Here is a 17,919-nt window from a genome sequence, read left to right as displayed (position 1 = left end):
TGATGCCGCCGATATGATGGCCCGCACTCCTCCAACCACCGCCCTTCGGCCTCTCGCCGCCCGCGCATGCTCGACAACCTCGCACCCTTCCTCATCCACTGGGCCATCACCGCGCTTTCGCTCTGGGTCGCCAGCCGCATCTTCAAGGGGCTGAGCTTCGAGAGCACCGGCGCGCTGATCATCTCGGCGCTGCTGCTGGGCTTGGCGAACGCGGTCGTGAAGCCGCTGCTGATCGTGCTGACCCTGCCGCTCACGCTGGTGACCTTCGGCCTGTTCCTGCTGGTGATCAACGCGCTGATGATCCTGCTGGTGGCGGCGCTGGTGCGCGGCTTCCGGGTCTCGGGCTTCTGGACCGCGCTGTTCGCGAGCCTGTTCGTCTCGATCCTCAGCATCCTGATCGGCGCCTTCGTCGGCGGCAGCGATCCGGCCACCACGATCCAGATGCCGCAAGGCACCGGCAACTGGCTCTAGCCAGCACCGCGCTTCAGCGCGCGGCCAGCCCGTCGAAGCAGGTCGAGAGCACGAGTTCGACGATCTGCGCGTCGCTGTGCTGCCCGCCGCCCTGGAGAAAACCCAGCACCGGATCGCAGCCGCGCGCATAGAGCGTGTAGAGCACGCCGATCGCGGGCAGCTTGGGATTCATCGAGCCGTCGGCCTGGGCCGCCTGGATCCAGCCGCCGAGGGTGTCGCTGATGGTCACCAGCCGGTCGATGTAGCCGCGGTTGCCCAGCAGGGTCGCGCGCAGGCTGGAGTTCTGGTGCGGCAGCGTGGGCATCTCGCCCGCGAGCTGCAGCTCGAGCGCCCAGCGCACCGTGGTGCGCAGCTTGCCGATCGGCGGCTCCTCGGCCGGCAGCGCCGCGAGCATGTCGAGCGTGCGCTGCATCAGCCGCACCATCGCGGCGGCCGCCAGGTCTTCCTTGCTCGGGAAATGCTTGTAGAGGCTGGCCTTGGCGATGCCCACCGCGGCCGCGACCTCGTCGACCGTCATCGACTCGAAACCCTTCTGCGCCAGCAGCCGGTTGGCGGTCTGCACGATGGCCTCTTCCCGCGCAGCCAGCATCTGCGCCTTGAAGGAAGGCTTGGCGGTCGGAACGGTCATGCCGAAATTCTAGTCTCGCGCGTCATCCGGCATACGGCGCGCGTGCCGAATTACCAAGCAGTCTGAAGTTCCGCCCCGGGGCTCAGGCGCCGCGGCGCTCGTGCGCGCTGTCCTTGTAGTGCTGTGCCTTGTCCGCGTACATCGCGCGGTCGGCGCGCTGCAGCGCGGCCTCGAGCGAATCGCCCGCGTGGCAGGTCGCCAGCCCGATCGCCAGGCTCAGCGCATGGCCGCTCTGGCCGGCATGGAACTGGTTGTTGAGCTCCAGCAGCGCGAGGATGCGCTCGCGCATCGCCTCGGCGCCGCGCTCGTCGGTCTGCGGCATCAGCACCGCGAACTCGTCGCCGCCGATGCGCGCGGGCCAGGACGGCGTGTCGACCGCCTTGTCGAGCACCTCGCCCATGCGGCGCAGCATGGTGTCGCCGGCGGCGTGGCCTTCCTGGTCGTTGAGCTGCTTCAGGCCGTTGAGGTCGATCGCCACGATCGACACCGGCCACGGCCCCTTGCGCGCCAGGCGGTTGAGCTCCTCGGTGTAGAAGGTGCGGTTGCACAGCTGCGTGAGCACGTCGTGCTTGCCCAGGTACTCGAGGTAGGCCTCGGCCTTCTTGCGCGCCGTGATGTCGACCAGCGAGACCAGCACCAGGTCCCAGCTGTCGAGCCGGTCTTCCTGCACCGCGAACTGCATGTGGATGTTGAGCAGCTCGCCCGAGAGCGAATAGTTGATCACCTCGCGCTGCTGCAGCGTCTTGTGGTTCCACAGGTCGTTGAGCTGCTCGGCGAAGGACTCGCGCATCTCGTCGCGGAAGATGCGCGACAGGCTGCCCAGCAGGGTGCGCAGGTCGGGCGCGCCGAACATGCGCAGGGTCTCGTGGTTCACGTCGATGACGCGGATCTCCTGCATGCAGCGGGTCACGAACTCGGGATGCACCTTGAGGAAGGTGGCGAAGTCGGTGATGCCGCGCGCGCGCAGGTTGTCGAGCAGGCCGCGCACCGCGCTGAAGTCCTCCACCCACAGCGACACCGGCGAGTGGTCGAACAGGCTGCGCGCATAGCGCTCGCTCTCGGCCTGCCGGCGCTGGGCCGCCACGCGCTCGGTCACGTCGTCGAGCGCGACCAGCACGCGGTCCCAGTGCTCCTCGTGGCCCGGCAACACGCGCGCGCGCACCCGCACGTCGAGCCGGCGGCCGTCGAGCGCGTAGTTCACGGTCTCGCTCTCGAAGCGCATCTGGCCGCGCCAGAGCTGGTCGAGCTCGTGCACCACGGTGGCCGACATGTCGCCGCGGAACACGCTGTCGAGCGACCCGAGCAACTGCGCCTGGCTCTCGGCCGCGAACAGCTCGAGCGTGTGGCGGTTCACGCGCAGCACCTTCAGCGAGGCCATGCAGTCGCGCACCCGCTGCGGGTCCTCGGCCAGGAAGGCGACGAGGTCGGTCACGCCCTGCGCGCGCCAGCCGTCGAGCATGCGCCGCAGCGCGCTGTAGTCCTCGATCCAGAGCGAGACCGGCGCCAGGTCGAAGGTGGCGTCGAGGTCGTCGACGGGAGCGGCATCGGTCGCGTCGGTCAGGTCCATCCGTGAAGCTTTCGAAAGAAGAGGCGGGACAAGCGGGGCAGCGCGGACTAAAACCTAATTATTACCCTGCCAAGACACCATGGCGCATCCCGCGACCGGGGATTCTGCCTGCCGCCCGCCACTACCGGCCCGGCTCAGCTCAGCATCTGGCCGCGGCTTCCGATCACCGCCACGTCCACGAAATTCCCGCCTTCGCGGTTCGCACGGCCGTAGTTCAGCTTCAGGCCGCCGAGGTCGAAGCCCTCGATGCGCTCGAGCCCCTGCAGCACCGAGGCACGATTCAGCGACGGCCCGGCGCGGCGCATGCCCTCGGCCAGCACGGCGGCATTCACGTAGCCCTCGAGGCTCGCGAGCGAGAACTCGCGCGTGCCGTTGGCGACCATGTCGGCCTGGTAGCGGCGCACGATCTCGAACTTGGTCGCGTTCGGCGAAGGCACCACGATCGTGAAGCCCAGCCCGCGCGACAGCTCGCCGAGCGCGCCGAGCGAACTCGCCGTGATCGACAGCCCGTAGGCCGAGCTGTTGCCGCCCGCCTCGCGCAGCGCCTTGAGGAACACCGGCGCCGTGCCCGCGAGGCCGACGATCACCACCTGCGGCTTCGCCTGGGCGATGGCCGTGGCGGCCGGGCCGACCTCCATGCTGGTGGTGTTGGGCGTGGTCGCGACCACGGCCGGCTCGAGCTTCGCCTTCGCGAGCGAGGCCTTGAAGGCCGCCAGCAGCGACTGGCCCAGCGGGTCGTCGGAGTGCACGAGGCCGATGCGGTCCTGGCCCAGCACCCGGGCCGTGCTCACCAGCTTATCGATCTCCTGCGCGTAGTTGACGCGCACCCAGAAGGTGTTGGGCGCGTTCTTCCTGCGCAGCGCGACGGTGCCGGTCAGCGGCCCCACCACCGCCATGCCCGGCACCGCGTCCATCACCTCCGAGGACGGGCGCGTGCCCAGCGGATGCAGCAGCGCGAGCACCGAGGCGTCCTTCTCGAAGGCCAGCGCATTGGCCTTGGCCAGCTCGGGCTTGAACTGGTCGTCGGCCATCACGAGCTCGACCTTGGTGCCGTTGAAGCCGCCCGCGCGGTTCATCGCCGCGAAGAAGGCCGAGGAGCCCTGGAACAGCCCCTGGCCGTTGACCTTCTCCACGCTGCTGCTGTCGAAGGTGGCGCCGATGCGCAGCGGCCGGTTCTGCGCGAAGGCCGGCAGGCCCAGGCCCGCGGCGAAGGCAGTGGCCGCGAGACGGCCGAGGGCTTGGCGGCGGCCGGTGGGCAGGACGGGGGATGGCGGCACGCGCGGCGTCGCGACGGTCATGGTTCGGGGCTCCCTGGCGACATCCTGGCGATGTCTTGGTGACAAAACTTCACACTTTTGCCAGGAATGTAACTCACGCCGTTCGCACCGGAATGACAGGCCGGCCGCCCTGTCCGCCGCGGCGCGTCAGAGCAGCTCTTCGCCCACGATCGGCAGCAGCAGCCAGTTCTTGAAGCGCAGCCAGATGAACTCGCCGGGCTCGTCCTCGTGGACGATGTCGCCGCCCGCGTCGTCGTACTCGAGCCACTGCACGCGGCGGCCGTCGGGCCCCAGCCGCAGGCGATAGCCGATGTTGACGCGCGCGGTGGTGCGCATCAGCCGGTCGTAGTCGTTGACCATGTCGGGGCTGTCGATCACCAGCCCCATCTCGGTGTTGACCGCGGCCGAGCGGTGGTCGAGGTTCATCGAGCCGACGAAGAAGCGCTCGTCGTCCACGATCGCGAGCTTGGCGTGCAGCCGGCTGATGGTCTTGCCGAAGTCGCCGAACTGCCCCGAGCGCCCGGTGAGCAGCGGCGCGATCTCGAAGATGTTGACGCCGATCTTCAGCATGTCGGCGCGGTAGCGCTCGTAGCCCGCGTAGGCCAGCGGCTCGTCGGTGGCGCCCAGCGAGTTGGTGATCACCGTGATGCGCGCGCCCGAGGCGATGTTCTTCTTCATCTGCGCCATCCCGCGCGCGCCCGGGATGAAGTAGGGCGAGGCGATCTTCACGTCGTGCTGCGCCGAGTCGATGACGCCGAGCGCGCCCTCGGTCACGCTGCCGCGGTAGGCCTGCTCGGGCTTGCGCGTGATCTTCTCGGGGTCGTCCACGAACAGCGTGAACGGCGCCCAGTAGCGGTCGAGCTTGCCGGTCAGCAGTTGCTCGCCCACCGGCGACTTGTCGAGGATGTCGCGCGGGCGGATCGGCACGTCGGGCACCGCGGTGCGCGCGATCTCGTCGAAGCGGCGCTGCGCCGCCTCGGGCGTCATCGCCAGCGGCGCGATGTTCTCGATCGGGCGCACGTGCGGGCTGTTCCAGTAGCGGTCGAAGCCGTCCGACATCTGGCGCACCACCGGGCCGCACGAGATCACGTCCATGTCGATGAAGTTCGCCGCGGTGCTGCGCATGAAGTACTCGTTGGCGATGTTGCGCCCGCCCGAGACCGCGAAGCTGTTGTCGGCGATCAGCAGCTTGTTGTGCATGCGGTGGTTGATGCGGCCGAAGTCGGTGATCGACAGCGCCAGCCGCGTGGCCAGCGAGCTCGAGCGCGAGGGCAGCGGGTTGAACAGCCGCACCTCCACGTTCGGGAAGGCCGAGAAGGTGCTGAAGACCTCGTCGGCGCCGCCGGTGTAGAGGTCGTCGACCAGCAGGCGCACGCGCACGCCGCGCGCGGCCGCCTCGCGCAGCTCCTTGAGGAACAGCAGGCCGACGTCGTCGTTCTCGATCAGGTAGTACTGGACGTCGAGCGACTTCTCGGCGTGGCGCGCCAGCGAGATGCGCGCGTCGAAGGCGAAGGCCGCCTCGGGCAGCAGCCGGAAGCCCGACAGCGGGGTTTCGCTGCCGCCCGGCGCGTCCTTGTAGGCGAGCTGGCCCAGCTCGGTCTGCGTCACGTCGGTGAAGGCCAGCGTCGGCGGCTTGTCGGGCGGCGGTGGCGGCAGGCTCGCGCAACCCGAAATCCATGCGGCCGCGGCGCACAGGGCGAGCGCGGCAAGGCGGCGGAGCGAGGTGGCGGGCATGGCTCGAAATGTAGCTCGCTGCGGTGACGAACGTCACCCCTATGATCGGCGCGGCGACACCGGCGCATGCAGGGGTAAGAGAAGGCTAAGAAAAGGGGTCAGAAAAGAGTGCTCAACGGCTTGTGGCTGGGTTTCTTCCTGGTGGCGGCGCTGGCCGCCTTCGGCCGCTGGCTGCTCGGCGGCGACCCGGCCGTCTTCGCGGCGCTGGTCGAGAGCCTGTTCGCGATGGCCAAGCTCGCGGTCGAGGTCATGGTGCTGCTGTTCGGCACCCTCACGCTGTGGCTGGGCTTCCTGCGCATCGCCGAAGCGGCCGGCCTCGTGGCCTGGCTCGCGCGCATGCTCGGCCCGCTGTTCCGCCGGCTCATGCCCGGCGTGCCGGCCGGCCATCCAGCGCTGGGCCTGATCACCATGAACTTCGCGGCCAACGCGCTCGGCCTGGACAACGCCGCCACGCCGATCGGCCTGAAGGCGATGCGCGAGCTGCAGCGGCTCAACCCCGACCCGGTCACGGCCACCAACGCGCAGATCCTGTTCCTGGTGCTCAACGCCTCCTCGCTCACGCTGCTGCCGGTCACCATCTTCATGTACCGCGCGCAGCAGGGCGCGGCCGATCCCACGCTGGTGTTCCTGCCGATCCTGCTGGCCACCAGTGCCTCGACACTGGTCGGGCTGCTGTCGGTGGCCGCGGTGCAGCGGCTCAAGCTGTGGGACCCGGTGGTGCTGGCCTACCTGTTGCCCGGCGCGCTGCTGCTCGGCGGCTTCATGGCGCTGCTGGGCACGCTCTCGGCCGCGGCCATCGCCTCGCTCTCCTCGCTCTTGGGCAACCTCACGCTGTTCGGCGTGCTCGTCGCCTTCCTGCTGGCCGGCGCGCTGAAGCGCGTGAAGGTCTACGAATGCTTCATCGAGGGCGCCAAGGAAGGCTTCGACATCGCGAAGAACCTGCTGCCCTACCTGGTCGCGATGCTGTGCGCGATCGGCGTGCTGCGCGCCTCGGGCGCGCTCGACCTCGCGCTCGAGGGCGTGCGCTGGCTGGTCCATGCGGGCGGCTTCGACGCGCGCTTCGTCGACGCCCTGCCGACCGCGCTGGTCAAGCCCTTCTCGGGCAGCGCGGCGCGCGCGATGCTGATCGAGACCATGAAGAGCCAGGGCGTCGACAGCTTCCCCGCGCTCGCGGCCGCCACCATCCAGGGCAGCACCGAGACCACCTTCTACGTGCTGGCCGTGTACTTCGGCGCGGTCGGCATCCAGCGCGCGCGGCACACGGTGGCCTGCGCGCTGCTGGCCGAGCTGGCCGGCGTGGTCGCGGCGATCGCGGTCTGCTACTGGTTCTTCGGTTAGGACTCCTGCGGCACCGCCTCGCGGCCCGGCAGTTCCACCGCCGCACGGCCCGCCCCCGCGCGCAGCGCCTGCCGGTAGGCCGTCGGCGAACTCCCGGTGACGCGCTTGAACGCATTGCTGAAGGCGCTCTCGGAGCTGTAGCCCAGGCTCTGCGCCACGAGCGCGACCGGCGTGTCGTCCTCGCCGAGGGCGCGCTCGGCCAGGCGCATGCGCCACTCGGTCAGGTAGCCCAGCGGCGCGATGCCGGCCACGGCCTTGAAGTGCGAGGCGAAGGTGGTGCGCGACATGGCGCAGGCGCTGGCCAGCTCCTCCAGGTGCCAGGCGCGCGCCGGATCGTCGTGCATCGCCCGCAGGGCCGGCGCGATGCGCGGCTCGCTCAGGGCGCGCAGCCAGCCCGCGACCAGCGGCCCCGAGGTTCCCAGGTGCGCGCGCAGGATCTGGATGAACAGCAGCTGCGCGAGCTGGGCCGCGGCGAGTTGCGCACCCGGCTGTGCCTGCGTGCGCTCCTCCATCAGGTGATCGAGCAGCCAGCGGAACACCGGGGCCTGCGGCGCCGACGCGCGGACATGGATCCACGGCGGCAGCGCATTCAGCAGCAAGGGCCCGCTGACCGGATCGAGCAGCACGTGGCCGCCGATGTGCGCGAACTCGCTGCCGTCGCCGAGCTGCGCCGAGGAGCGGCCCGCGCCCGAGAACAGGCCCATGGCATCGACGGGCTCGGCCTCGGGATCGCTGGACAGGATCGACCAGCGATGCGCCGACAGCAGCCCCACGTCGCCGGTCTCGAAGCGCGCGGGTTCGGGCTCCCCTTCGATGCGGACCCAGCAGTGGCCCTTCACGACGGCGAAGAACTTGATCTTGTCGGGCGCCGGAAAACGGAGGGCCCAGGTGCCGCCGGCCGTGAAGCCGCCGGTCACCAGGCTCTGCGCATGGGTCAGCTTGAGGATGTCGGAGAAGGGATCGGCGCTCATCTTCGTACTATCGCGCAAGCAAAGCGTACTCCCAAGCATTCACAGTCCGACCCCCTCGAAATATCGTTCCCCATCTCGCATCACGGACGAACAAGGAACGGACATGGAACAGGCTTTGGTATTGGTCACCGGCGGCACCGGCTTCATCGCGCAGCACTGCGTCCTCGCGCTGCTGGCCCAGGGATTTCGCGTCCGCACGACGGTGCGCACGCTCGCACGGGAAGCGGAAGTCCGCGAGCACCTCAGGACGGGCGGCGCCGAGCCGGGCGAGCGGCTGGGCTTCGTGGTCGCGGACCTGGGCGCGGACGCCGGCTGGGCCGAGGCCGCGAAGGGATGCACCTACGTGATCCACGGCGCCTCGCCCACGCCATCGGGCAGCTATGCCACCGACGAGGACTGGGTCCGGCCGGCCGTCGACGGCAACCTTCGCGTGCTGCGCGCCGCGCGCGATGCGGGCGTCAAGCGCGTGGTCCTCACCTCGGCCTTCGGCGCGGTCGGCGTCGGCCATGGGCCGATGGGCCGGCCCTTCAATGAAGAGGACTGGAGCAACCTCGCGGGCGATGTCGCGCCCTATCAGCGGTCGAAGACGCTGTCCGAACGCGCCGCGTGGGCCTTCGTCGAGAAGGAAGGCCGCGGTCTCGAGCTCGCGGCCGTCAACCCGACCGCGGTGCTGGGCCCCGCGCTCGGTGCCGACTTCTCGCACTCGATCCAGATCATCAAGGGAATGATGGACGGCCAGCCGGGCTCGCCCAGGATCAACTCGGGCTTCGTCGACGTGCGCGATGTGGCGGACCTGCACCTGCTCGCGATGACGCATCCGGCCGGCAAGGGCGAGCGCTTCCTCGCGATCGCGGGCGAGAGCCTGTGGCTGGCCGACGTGGCGGGCATCCTGCGCGAGCGCATGGGCGCGGCGGCACAGAAGGTGTCGACCCGGGCCCTGCCCAACTGGCTGGTGCGGCTCGGCGCGAAGACCGATTCGCGCATGAAGGCCGTCGTGCCGATGCTCGGCGTGAACATGAACGCCACCAGCGAGAAGGCCCGGCGGCTGCTCGGATGGAATCCGCGCTCGGCCGAGGAGGCGATCGTCGCCACGGCCGAGAGCCTGGTGCGGCTCCAGCTGCTGAAGGCGTGAGCGGCGCACGCCGCCGCCTCATTCCCTCCCGCGCGCCCGGTAGCTGCCGGGCGCGATGCCGGCGAAGCGCCGGAACGCGCTCGACAGGTGGCTCTGGCTGCTGAAGCCGCACTGCAGCGCGATCTCGACCAGGCTCAGCTCGGTGCGCAGCAGCAGCGTCCGCGCGCGCGCGATCCGCGCGGCCATCAGGTAGCGGTGCGGCGGCATGCCGAAGGCGCGCTTGAACCAGCGCGCGAACGAATAGACATCGAGTTGCACGAAGGCCGCCATCTCGGCGAGCGTGAGCTTCTCCTGCAACTGGTCGAGGATGAACTGCTGCACGCGCCGGCGCAGCGCGTCGCCGGCCTCGATGCGCTCGACCTGCAGCCGCGGATCGGCCGCATGGTGCCGCCGCAGGTAGGCCGCCAGCGCCACCGCGATGCTTTCCCCGTAGATCGCGCCGCCCGGATAGCCCTCGCGGATGTCGGCGGCGAGCGCGAGGCTGGCCTGCCAGACGAAGCCGTCGCGGATGCCGTTGCCCGGCACCAGCTCGACCGTCCTCGCGCCCGGCGAGCTCGAGACGGCCTGCACCAGGCCCGGCGTCAGACCCAGCACCACGCCGCGCCAGCGGCCGCGCGCATGCCCGCTGTACGACAGCCCGGCGGGAAAGATGCCGAAGCTGCCCGGCGCGAAGTCGCCCGTCACCGGCCGATGCCCCGACCAGTGGATGCGCGCGGAGGTCAGTGCCTCGTGATGGAGCATCACGCCGTGCTGGAACAGCACGGTCTCGGGCATCTCGCCGCCCGAGCCGCGCCACTCCTCGAGCCGCAGCCCGGGCCAGAGGCCCTGGTCCTGCAGCAGGACCGCCTCGGGTTCGAACTTCGTGCGGGACGCGGTCGTGGTGTCGAATCGCTCGGCGAAGGTCTGCACGGGCGTCTTGTCTTTCTGTCGGGGAAGGAAGGCACGAGTGTCCGACGCGCGGCCCGCCGCGGGCATGCAGGTTTGCCCGCAGCGCCCGCAAGCAATTGCAAGATTCTGAAAAGCCGCGCCGTTTCGTGGAAGCCATGGCCGCGCGCGCTGCCTAGCATCGCGCCGCCAATCAATACCTGGAGACACGATGAGCGAGAAGACATGGAGCGGCCGCGGCGGCGTGCTGCTGGCGGCGTGGTGTATCGGCGGCGGCGCGCTGCTCGCGGGCTGCGGCGGCGGCGATGGCGGCGCGCGCTTCGCGGGCCTTCCACCCGCGAGCACGGGCAACCCCGCGCAGCCGCCCGCAACGACGACCAAGGCGGCCGACATCAAGGTGCTGTCGAACCGCGCGGACCTCGTCAGCGGCGGCGACGCGCTGATCGAGATCGTGCCGGCCGCGGGCATCGCGGCGAGCGCGCTGCGCATCGAGCTCGACGGCACCGACGTGTCGTCCGCGTTCGCGATGCGGCCCGGCGAGCGCTTCATGGGGCTGCTCACCGGCATGAGCGAGGGCCGCCACCTGCTGAGCGCGCGCGCCGGCGACACGGCGCTGTCGTCGCTAGTGATCACCAACCACGCCAACGGCGGGCGCATCCTCTACGGCCCGCAGATCCAGCCCTGGGCCTGCGATGCCGGTGCGCAGGACGCCGACTGCAACCGCCCCGTGAGCTACGGCTTCAAGTACCTGTCGAGCGATCCGGCCGTCGCGGGCTTCCAGCCCTACGACCCGGCCCGGCCGCCGGCCGACATCGCCACCACCACCACCGACCAGGGCCGCACCGTGCCCTTCGTGGTGCGCATCGAGACCGGCGTGCAGGACCGCGACTACTACGACGTGGCGGTGCTGTTCGATCCCGCGAAGCCCTGGGCGCCATGGCAGCCGCAGGCCGCGTGGAACCGCAAGCTGCTGATCCAGCATGGCTCGGGCTGCGGCAACGGCTACGGCCAGTCCAACGCCCTGTCCTCGCAGCGCGTGCTCGACCGCGATGCGCTCTCGCGCGGCTTCGCGGTGCTGGCCGTATCGCTCAACGACTCGGGCCACAACTGCAACATCGCCGTGCAGGCCGAGGCCACGATGATGGCCAAGGAGCGCATCGTCGAGGCCTACGGCGAGCTGCGCTACACCTTCGGCTACGGCAGCTCGGGCGGCGCGATCGCCCAGCAGTGGATGGCCAACGCCTACCCGGGCCTCTACCAGGGGATCATCGTCGGCGCCTCCTTCCCCGACGCGGGATCGACCGGCAACGAGGTCGAGGACTGCGCGCTGCTGCGCAACTACTTCGGCCGCACCGCCACCGCGTGGACGCCCGACCAGCAGGCCGCCGCCTCGGGCCACCTGAACACCGCCGTGTGCACCGAGTGGATCGACTTCTACAAGTTCAACAACAACCTGAACCCCTACGCGACCAACATCGCGAACCTTCCCGGCACCTCGCCCACCGCGCTCGGCGGCTGCGACGCGCCCCCGGGCGCGCGCTACGACGCCACCTTCAACCCGGGCGGCGCGCGCTGCACCTCGGCCGACTCGGCGATCTCGATCTTCGGCAAGCGGCCCGACGGCTTCGCCAACCGGCCCTACTCGAACGTGGGCCTGCAGTACGGCCTGCTCGCGCTGAAGGCGGGCCGCATCAGCGCCGAGCAGTTCGTGGACCTCAACGCGAACATCGGCTCGCACACCATCGACTACGCGCTGCAGGCGCCGCGCGTGGCGGCCGACCCGGGCGCGATCGAGGCCTCGTACCGCTCGGGCTCGTTCAACCAGGCCAACGGCCTGGGCCAGGTCGCGATCATCGACATCCGCACGCTCGACATCAGCGGCATCCATCACCAGCACCGCTCGTGGACCCTGCGCGCGCGGCTCGACCGCGCCAACGGCGGCCACGCCAACCAGGCGATCTGGTACCAGGCCGGCAGCCAGCGCGAGGCCTACGACACGATGGATGCCTGGCTCGGCGCGATCGAGCGGGACGGCGGCGCCACGCCGCTCGCGCGGAAGGTGATCGCCCATCGCCCCGCCAGCGCCAACGACCGCTGCGGCAGCGCCGACGGCACGGGGCTCTCGATGCTCGAATGCACCGGCCTGGCCGACGGCTCGACGCGCATGGCGGCCGGCGAGGCCATCACGGGCGACGTGCTCGAGTGCCAGCTCGCGCCGCTCGACCGCGCGAGCTACGGCACGGTGGTGTTCTCGGACGCGCAATGGTCGCGCCTGAAGGCCGCCTTCCCCACCGGCGTGTGCGACTTCGGCCGGCCCGGCAAGGGCCAGCAGCCCACGCGCTTCTGGCAGACCTACCTGGACACGCTGGGCCAGGTCGTCGTCGGCGGCATGCCGCTGCCCGACCTGCCCTGAGCCGGGTTCATCGCGGCTCCACCACCGGGAACATCGGCTCGAAGCTGTCGAGCATCGCCATCAGCTCGGCCAGCTTCGCGCGATCGCCCTCGATGCGCACCTTGCCGGCCAGCACCGCGGCCGGAAAGCTGGTCTGCTTCAGCGTCACGGCGTCGAGCGTGGCGCGGCTCAGCGTCACCGTGGCGTCGGCATCCGGCTGCCGCCCGGCGATGTGGGTCAGGGCCGAGTTCTCGAGCGTCAGCACGAACTGCTGCTTCGAATCCGTGAAGTTCCAGTTGATGACCAGCCGCTTGCCCTCGGCCTTCGCGGCATCGAGGCGCACGCCGAGGTAGTCGAAGAACAGGTCGTTGCTCACGGCCTTGAGCGTGTCGGCGTTGGCGGTGCCGCCCGACGGGATCTTCGGCACGCCGTTGCGCAGCTCCATCGCGCCCACCAGGTAGGCGCTGCGCCAGGTGCCGGCCTCCGACTGGTAGCCCAGCTGCTCGAGCGCGTCCGCGCCGAGCTCGCGCGCCGCGCGGTTCGAGGGATCGGCATAGACCACCTGGCTCATCGCGCTCGCGACCCAGCGGTACTCGCCCCTGGAGAAATCGCCGCGGGCGCGCGCGATCACCGCCTCGGCGCCGCCCATGTACTCGATCGTCTTGCGGGCCTGGGCCACGGGCGGCAGCGGATTCAGGTTGGCGGGATTGGCGTCGTACCAGCCCAGGTACTTCTGGTAGACCGCCTTCGCGTTGTGCCGCAGGGTGCCGTAGTAGCCGCGCGCCGACCATTCCTGTTCGAGGCTCGCGGGCATGCGCAGGGTCTCGGCGATGTCGGCCGCGGTGTAGCCGTGGTTGAGCAGCCGCAGCGACTGGTCGTTGATGAACTTGTACATGTCGCGCTGCTTCTTCAGCAGCTCGACGATGCGCTCGCGCCCCGTGGTGGGCCAGTGGTGTTGCGCGATCAGCACGTCGGTCCTGTCGCCGAAGGCCACGCGCGCCTGGTCGATGTACTTCGACCACAGGCTGCCGTCGCGCACCTCGGCGCCACGGATGGTGTAGAGGTTGTGCATGGTGTGCGTCACGTCCTCGGCCATGTCGAGCACGCGGAACTGCGGCAGGTACATCAGCATCTCGGACGGCGCCTCCGAGCCCGGCACGAGCTGGAACACGAACTGCACGCCGTCGATGGTGCGCTCCTCGGTCGGCTTGTCGACGGTGGCGGTGGGCGCGATCAGCGTGACGGTGCCGCGCGCCAGCGCCTTGCCCAGCCCGGTGTCGACCTGGCCGCGCACGCCGGGCGGCAGCAGCGAGCCGAACTGGTACTGCGAGCGCCGGCTCATCGCATTGCCCGCGAGGATGTTCTCGGCCACCGCGGTCTCCATGAAGCCCGAGGGCGCGATCACCTGCACCTTGCCGGCCGCCACGTCGGCCTCGTCGACCACGCCCTTGACGCCGCCGAAGTGGTCGGCGTGGCCGTGCGTGTAGACCACGGTGCCGACCGGCTTGCGCGGCCGGTGCAGGTAGTACAGCGCGAGCGCGGCGCGCGCGGTCTCGGCGGCGAGCAGCGGGTCGATCACGATCAGCGTGCTGTCGCCTTCGACGATGGTCATGTTCGCGATGTCGAAGCCGCGCACCTGGTAGACCCGGTCGGTCACGCGGAACAGCCCGTGGATCGCATTGAGCTGCGCCTGGCGCCACAGGCTCGGGTTGACGCTGTCGGCCGGCGCGTCGGCCTGCAGGAAGCCGTAGGGCTTCATGCTCCATGCCGGGCGCTCGCCGGCGCCGGGCACCAGCGCGTCGGGCACGGTGCCGATGAAGCCGCGCATCGCGTCCTCGAAATCGCGCCGGTCGGCGAAGGGCAGCGTCTTCGCGAACTCGGCGTTGGCGGCCAGCGTGGCGGGCTCCGGCGGCTTGGGCGCGAGGGGCGTTGCCGGCTGCGCGAAGGCCATGGCGCAGGTCAGCGCGGCGCAGGCGGCGGTGGCGCGATGCGCGCGTGGAAGGACGTGGAGGAGATGCATGGTGCGGCCTGGCGCGAAGCTGGAAGCTGGAAAGTGGCGCGATTCTGGGCAGCCCCCAAACCATTGGCAAATGCAAAATACGTCGATCGATTTGAAGAAAAACACAAGATCGCCATGCAGCTGCGCCAGCTCCAGCACCTCGTCGCCCTGGCCGAGCAGGGCAGCTTCAGCCGCGCGGCCCAGGCCTCGCACCTCTCGCAGCCCGCGCTCTCGCGCAGCATCGAGGCACTCGAGGAGGGCCTGCAGGTCCGGCTGATCGACCGCGCCTACGGCACGGTGCGCTTCACGCAGGCCGGCGAGCTGGTGCTGGCGCGCGCCCGCGAACTGCTCATCGACGCGCGCCAGCTCAAGGAGGACGTGCTGCAGCTCGAGGGCCTGGCCGCCGGCAGCCTGCAGGTGGGCCTGGGGCCGTTCGCGGCCGGCATGCTCGGGCGCGCGGCGCTCACCTTACTGGTGCAGCGGCATCCGCAGCTCTCGGTGCGCACCGAGGTGGCCGACACCGCCACCCTGGCCGAGCGGCTGCACCGGCGCGAGATCGACCTGTTCATCGCCGACACGCGCGACCTCGCGCGCCAGGGCGGCCTCGAGACCATGCGGCTGCCCGACGTGCCGGTCTCGTTCTTCGTGCAGCCGCGCCATCCGCTGCGCAGGCTGGCCTCGGTCACGCTCGAGCAGGCGATGGACTACCCGGTCGCCGGCCCCAGGCTGCCCGCGCGCGTGGCCGCGCAGTTCGAGCGCCAGGCGAAGCGCGCCGGCCGCGGCGTGTTCAACCTGGTCTGCGACGACACCGGCACCCTGCGCCATCTCGCGCTCACGGCGCGCGCCGTGGTGCTGGCGCCCGATGCGCCGGCCTTCCGCCACGAGACCCAGCCGCTGGTGCCGCTGCCCATCGCGGGCCTCGAAGGCATGCGCACCCACTACGGCCTGGTCACGCTCGCGGGCCGCACGCCCTCGCCGGCCGCGGCGGCCTACACCCGCTTCGTGACCGAGGTGATGTCGGCCGCGCCGGGGGCGGGAAAGACGGGTGCGCCAGAATAGCCCCCTGCCCTCCACCGTTCCCGCTCCTTCGTGACCACCTTGCGCCGCGCCCAGCCGCCCACCTTCTCGTCCGCTGAATTCCGCGCGGCGCTCGGCATGTTCGCCACCGGCGTGACCATCGTCACGGCACGCGCGGCCAACGGCACGCTGGTCGGGCTCACCGCCAACTCCTTCAATTCGGTCTCGCTGTCGCCGCCGCTGGTGCTCTGGAGCCTGTCGCGCAGCGCCGCCTCGATGGCCGCGCTGCGGGCCGGCTCGCACTACACGGTGAACATCCTCGCGGCCAGCCAGAAGACGCTGGCCGAGCGCTTCGCCACCAAGGACATCGACCGCTGGGCCGACGTGGACTTCACCGAGGGCCTGGGCGGCGCGCCGGTGCTCGCGGGCGCCGCGGCGAGCTTCGAGTGCTTCAACCGCAGCCGCTACGACGAGGGCGACCACGTGATCTTCGTCGGCGAGGTGGAGCGCTGCAGCCACGACGCCGGCGCCTCGCCGCTGTTGTTCCACGGCGGCCGCTTCTACACGGAACATCCCTTGTGAAGCACGCGGCGCCGGTGCTCGCCCTGCTGTGCGCCGTTGCCGCGCCGCATGCGGCGAGCGCGCAGGACGCCGCCTCGCCTGCCAAGCAGAACTGGTTCGACGATCCCTTCTTCCGCGTCTCGGCCGGACTGCCGGGCTGCCCCGAACCCGAAGGCCCGTTCTACACGGCCGAGGAGCGCCGCATCCAGATCCATTCGCGGCTCGAGCGCGGCACCAGCTGCTGGCTCGCAGGCAAATGCAGCGACAGCAACGCCTACCGCTACGACAAGCCGCTCGCGCCCAAGGTGCGTGCCGCGCTCGAGGCGGTGCCGGGCCTGCGCCGGGGCAGCGTGTGGGTCATGGTGCAGCGGCGCTGGGTCTACCTGCAGGGCTGCGTGCCCTCGCCCGCATTGGCGCGCCAGCTCGAACGCGCGGCGCGCGCGCTGCCCGACGTCGAGGCGGTGGTGCCCGACCTGATGGTGGGCACGCGCGGCAAGCCGCCGTACCCGGTCGCGGGGCGCTGAAGCCTCGGCGCGGGTCGCCTCAGCGCGGGTCGAGGTGGAGCACCACCACGCCGAGCACGATCATCGCCACGCCGAGGCAGCGCGCGAGCGTGACCGCTTCGCCGAACAGCAAGACGCCGCAGACGGCGATCAGCGCGGTGCCGGCGCCGGCCCAGACCGCATAGGCCAAGCCGACCTCGAGCTGCCGCACCGCCAGCGCCATGAGCCAGATCGCGAGCGCATAGGCCGCCGCCACCACGGCCGATGGCAGTGCGCGCGTGAAGCCGTCGGCGTGACGCAGCGCGATGGTTCCGACGACCTCCGCCGCGATGCTGGCCGCGAGCAGCAGCCACGAAAAATTCCGCATGCCCATGCATGCCTCCCGGGCCCCGCATCTATACCGGACGCGGAACCAGGAACGGGAGGGGCGGTACCCGGGAACGAAACCTGGATGGTAGCGGGGAAGCGCCCGCGCGCTAGGATCGTCGGCGCCGCCGCGCGATGCGGGCGGGCCGCCTTGCGAAGAACGAACAACAGATGATCCAGAGAAAAACCCACCTCGACGCGCTCGCCATCGGCCTGCTCGTCGTCTGCTGCGCCTTCTGGGGCCTGCAGCAGATCCTCATCAAGACCACCGTGGCCGAGGTGCCGCCGATGTGGCAGGCCTCGATGCGCATGGCCGGCGCGGTCGTGCTGCTGGGGCTGTGGTGCGCCTGGCGCAAGGTGCCGCTGTTCGAGCGCGACGGCACGCTGCCCGGCGGCCTGCTCGCGGGGCTGCTGTTCGCGGGCGAGTTCGCGGGCATCTACCTGGGACTGCAGCTCACCAGCGCCTCGCGGCTCACGGTGTTCCTCTACACGGCGCCGTTCTGGGTCTCGCTGTTCCTGCCGCGCTGGGTGCCGGCCGAGCGGCTGCGCGGCCTGCAGTGGGCCGGGCTCGCGATCGCCTTCGCGGCCGTGGTGCTGGCCTTCAGCGAAGGCTTCGGCCACACCTCCTCGTCGCAACTGCGTGGCGATGCGCTGGCGCTCGCCGCCGGCATGCTGTGGGGCCTGACCACCCTGACCCTGCGCGCCACCCGGCTCGCCACCGCGAGCGCCGAGAAGACGCTGTTCTACCAAGTCGCCGTGACGGCCGCGGTCTGCCCCGTGATCTCGCTCTTGCTCGGCGAGACCTGGGGCACGCACTACTCGGCCTGGGCCTGGAGCTCGATCGCGCTGCAGACCGTGATCGGCGCCTTCGCGAGCTACCTCGCGTGGATGTGGATGCTGCGCCACTACCCGGCCACGCAGATGTCCTCCTTCACCTTCCTCACGCCGCTGTTCGCGCTGGTGTTCGGCGTGCTGCTGCTGTCCGAGCCGCTCACGCCGCAGCTGGTGGTGGCGCTGGCCGGCGTGGCGATGGGCATCGTGCTGGTCAACCGCGGCGGCGCGCGCCGCGCCTGAAGGA

General features: G+C 70.7%; 16 protein-coding genes. 8 read left to right on the top strand and 8 right to left on the bottom strand.

What is annotated here, in order from left to right:
- Positions 1-66: 66 nt before the first annotated feature.
- The gene (locus R0232_RS00925; RefSeq protein WP_093343829.1) at positions 67-471 is read left to right on the top strand and encodes a phage holin family protein; all 405 of its coding nucleotides are present in this window, start codon (positions 67-69) and stop codon (positions 469-471) included.
- 13 nt (positions 472-484) lie between these two features.
- Here R0232_RS00925 and R0232_RS00920 read toward each other — a convergent pair whose 3' ends face one another.
- The 4 genes from R0232_RS00920 to R0232_RS00905 all read right to left on the bottom strand — a co-directional run bounded on the left by R0232_RS00920 (position 485) and on the right by R0232_RS00905 (position 5,677).
- Complete coding sequence (locus R0232_RS00920; protein WP_431510969.1) at positions 485-1,099, bottom strand: TetR/AcrR family transcriptional regulator; 615 nt, start codon at positions 1,097-1,099, stop codon at positions 485-487.
- 82 nt (positions 1,100-1,181) lie between these two features.
- Positions 1,182-2,666: a sensor domain-containing diguanylate cyclase gene (locus tag R0232_RS00915; RefSeq protein WP_431510968.1), complete on the bottom strand. Its 1,485-nt coding sequence runs from the start codon at positions 2,664-2,666 to the stop codon at positions 1,182-1,184.
- A 134-nt stretch (positions 2,667-2,800) separates the two neighbouring features.
- On the bottom strand, positions 2,801-3,964 hold the full coding sequence (locus R0232_RS00910) for an ABC transporter substrate-binding protein (protein ID WP_431510967.1): 1,164 nt from the start codon (positions 3,962-3,964) through the stop codon (positions 2,801-2,803).
- Positions 3,965-4,090: 126 nt separating this feature from the next.
- A complete protein-coding gene (locus R0232_RS00905) occupies positions 4,091-5,677 on the bottom strand; it encodes a phospholipase D family protein (RefSeq protein ID WP_431510966.1) in 1,587 nt (528 codons plus the stop codon).
- Positions 5,678-5,785: 108 nt separating this feature from the next.
- On the opposite strand from R0232_RS00905, the gene R0232_RS00900 reads away from it, so the two are divergent.
- A complete protein-coding gene (locus R0232_RS00900; RefSeq protein WP_431510965.1) occupies positions 5,786-7,015 on the top strand; it encodes a nucleoside recognition domain-containing protein in 1,230 nt (409 codons plus the stop codon).
- Here R0232_RS00900 and R0232_RS00895 read toward each other — a convergent pair.
- A complete protein-coding gene (locus R0232_RS00895; protein ID WP_208510995.1) occupies positions 7,012-8,025 on the bottom strand; it encodes an AraC family transcriptional regulator in 1,014 nt (337 codons plus the stop codon). The two genes, R0232_RS00900 and R0232_RS00895, sit on opposite strands and share 4 nt — an antisense overlap.
- Positions 8,026-8,089: 64 nt before the next feature.
- Between R0232_RS00895 and R0232_RS00890 the strand changes: the two genes are divergently transcribed.
- On the top strand, positions 8,090-9,118 hold the full coding sequence (locus tag R0232_RS00890) for an SDR family oxidoreductase (RefSeq protein WP_431510964.1): 1,029 nt from the start codon (positions 8,090-8,092) through the stop codon (positions 9,116-9,118).
- Positions 9,119-9,136: 18 nt separating this feature from the next.
- Here the strand turns inward: R0232_RS00890 and R0232_RS00885 are convergent, their stop codons facing one another.
- Positions 9,137-10,027, bottom strand: coding sequence for a helix-turn-helix domain-containing protein (locus R0232_RS00885; protein WP_177239346.1), 891 nt, complete (start codon positions 10,025-10,027; stop codon positions 9,137-9,139).
- A gap of 187 nt (positions 10,028-10,214) precedes the next feature.
- Here R0232_RS00885 and R0232_RS00880 point away from each other — a divergent pair, with 187 nt between their 5' ends.
- Positions 10,215-12,416 (top strand): DUF6351 family protein, encoded by a 2,202-nt coding sequence (locus R0232_RS00880; protein ID WP_431510963.1) that lies wholly within the window; start codon positions 10,215-10,217, stop codon positions 12,414-12,416.
- 7 nt (positions 12,417-12,423) lie between these two features.
- Here the strand turns inward: R0232_RS00880 and R0232_RS00875 are convergent, their stop codons facing one another.
- A complete protein-coding gene (locus tag R0232_RS00875; protein WP_431510962.1) occupies positions 12,424-14,415 on the bottom strand; it encodes an alkyl/aryl-sulfatase in 1,992 nt (663 codons plus the stop codon).
- 114 nt (positions 14,416-14,529) lie between these two features.
- Between R0232_RS00875 and R0232_RS00870 the strand changes: the two genes are divergently transcribed.
- From R0232_RS00870 to R0232_RS00860, 3 genes are read left to right on the top strand one after another with little or no spacing between them, the layout of a single operon-like run.
- On the top strand, positions 14,530-15,453 hold the full coding sequence (locus R0232_RS00870) for a LysR family transcriptional regulator (protein ID WP_431510961.1): 924 nt from the start codon (positions 14,530-14,532) through the stop codon (positions 15,451-15,453).
- A 30-nt stretch (positions 15,454-15,483) separates the two neighbouring features.
- Complete coding sequence (locus tag R0232_RS00865) at positions 15,484-15,993, top strand: flavin reductase family protein (protein WP_431510960.1); 510 nt, start codon at positions 15,484-15,486, stop codon at positions 15,991-15,993.
- Complete coding sequence (locus R0232_RS00860) at positions 15,990-16,496, top strand: BON domain-containing protein (RefSeq protein ID WP_208511031.1); 507 nt, start codon at positions 15,990-15,992, stop codon at positions 16,494-16,496. Before R0232_RS00865 ends, R0232_RS00860 begins: the two co-directional genes overlap by 4 nt.
- 19 nt (positions 16,497-16,515) lie before the next feature.
- On the opposite strand, the gene R0232_RS00855 is transcribed toward R0232_RS00860, so the two are convergent.
- Complete coding sequence (locus tag R0232_RS00855; RefSeq protein ID WP_431510959.1) at positions 16,516-16,842, bottom strand: DMT family transporter; 327 nt, start codon at positions 16,840-16,842, stop codon at positions 16,516-16,518.
- A gap of 170 nt (positions 16,843-17,012) precedes the next feature.
- Here R0232_RS00855 and R0232_RS00850 point away from each other — a divergent pair, with 170 nt between their 5' ends.
- Positions 17,013-17,915: a DMT family transporter gene (locus R0232_RS00850; RefSeq protein WP_431510958.1), complete on the top strand. Its 903-nt coding sequence runs from the start codon at positions 17,013-17,015 to the stop codon at positions 17,913-17,915.
- Positions 17,916-17,919: the final 4 nt, after the last annotated feature.

Origin of the sequence: Variovorax sp. DAIF25 (assembly GCF_050711835.1) — a bacterium.
In the GTDB taxonomy this organism is placed as follows: Bacteria; Pseudomonadota; Gammaproteobacteria; order Burkholderiales; family Burkholderiaceae_C; genus Variovorax.
Note: the sequence above shows the minus strand (reverse complement) of the source record. Positions and strands in the feature narration are given on the sequence as shown.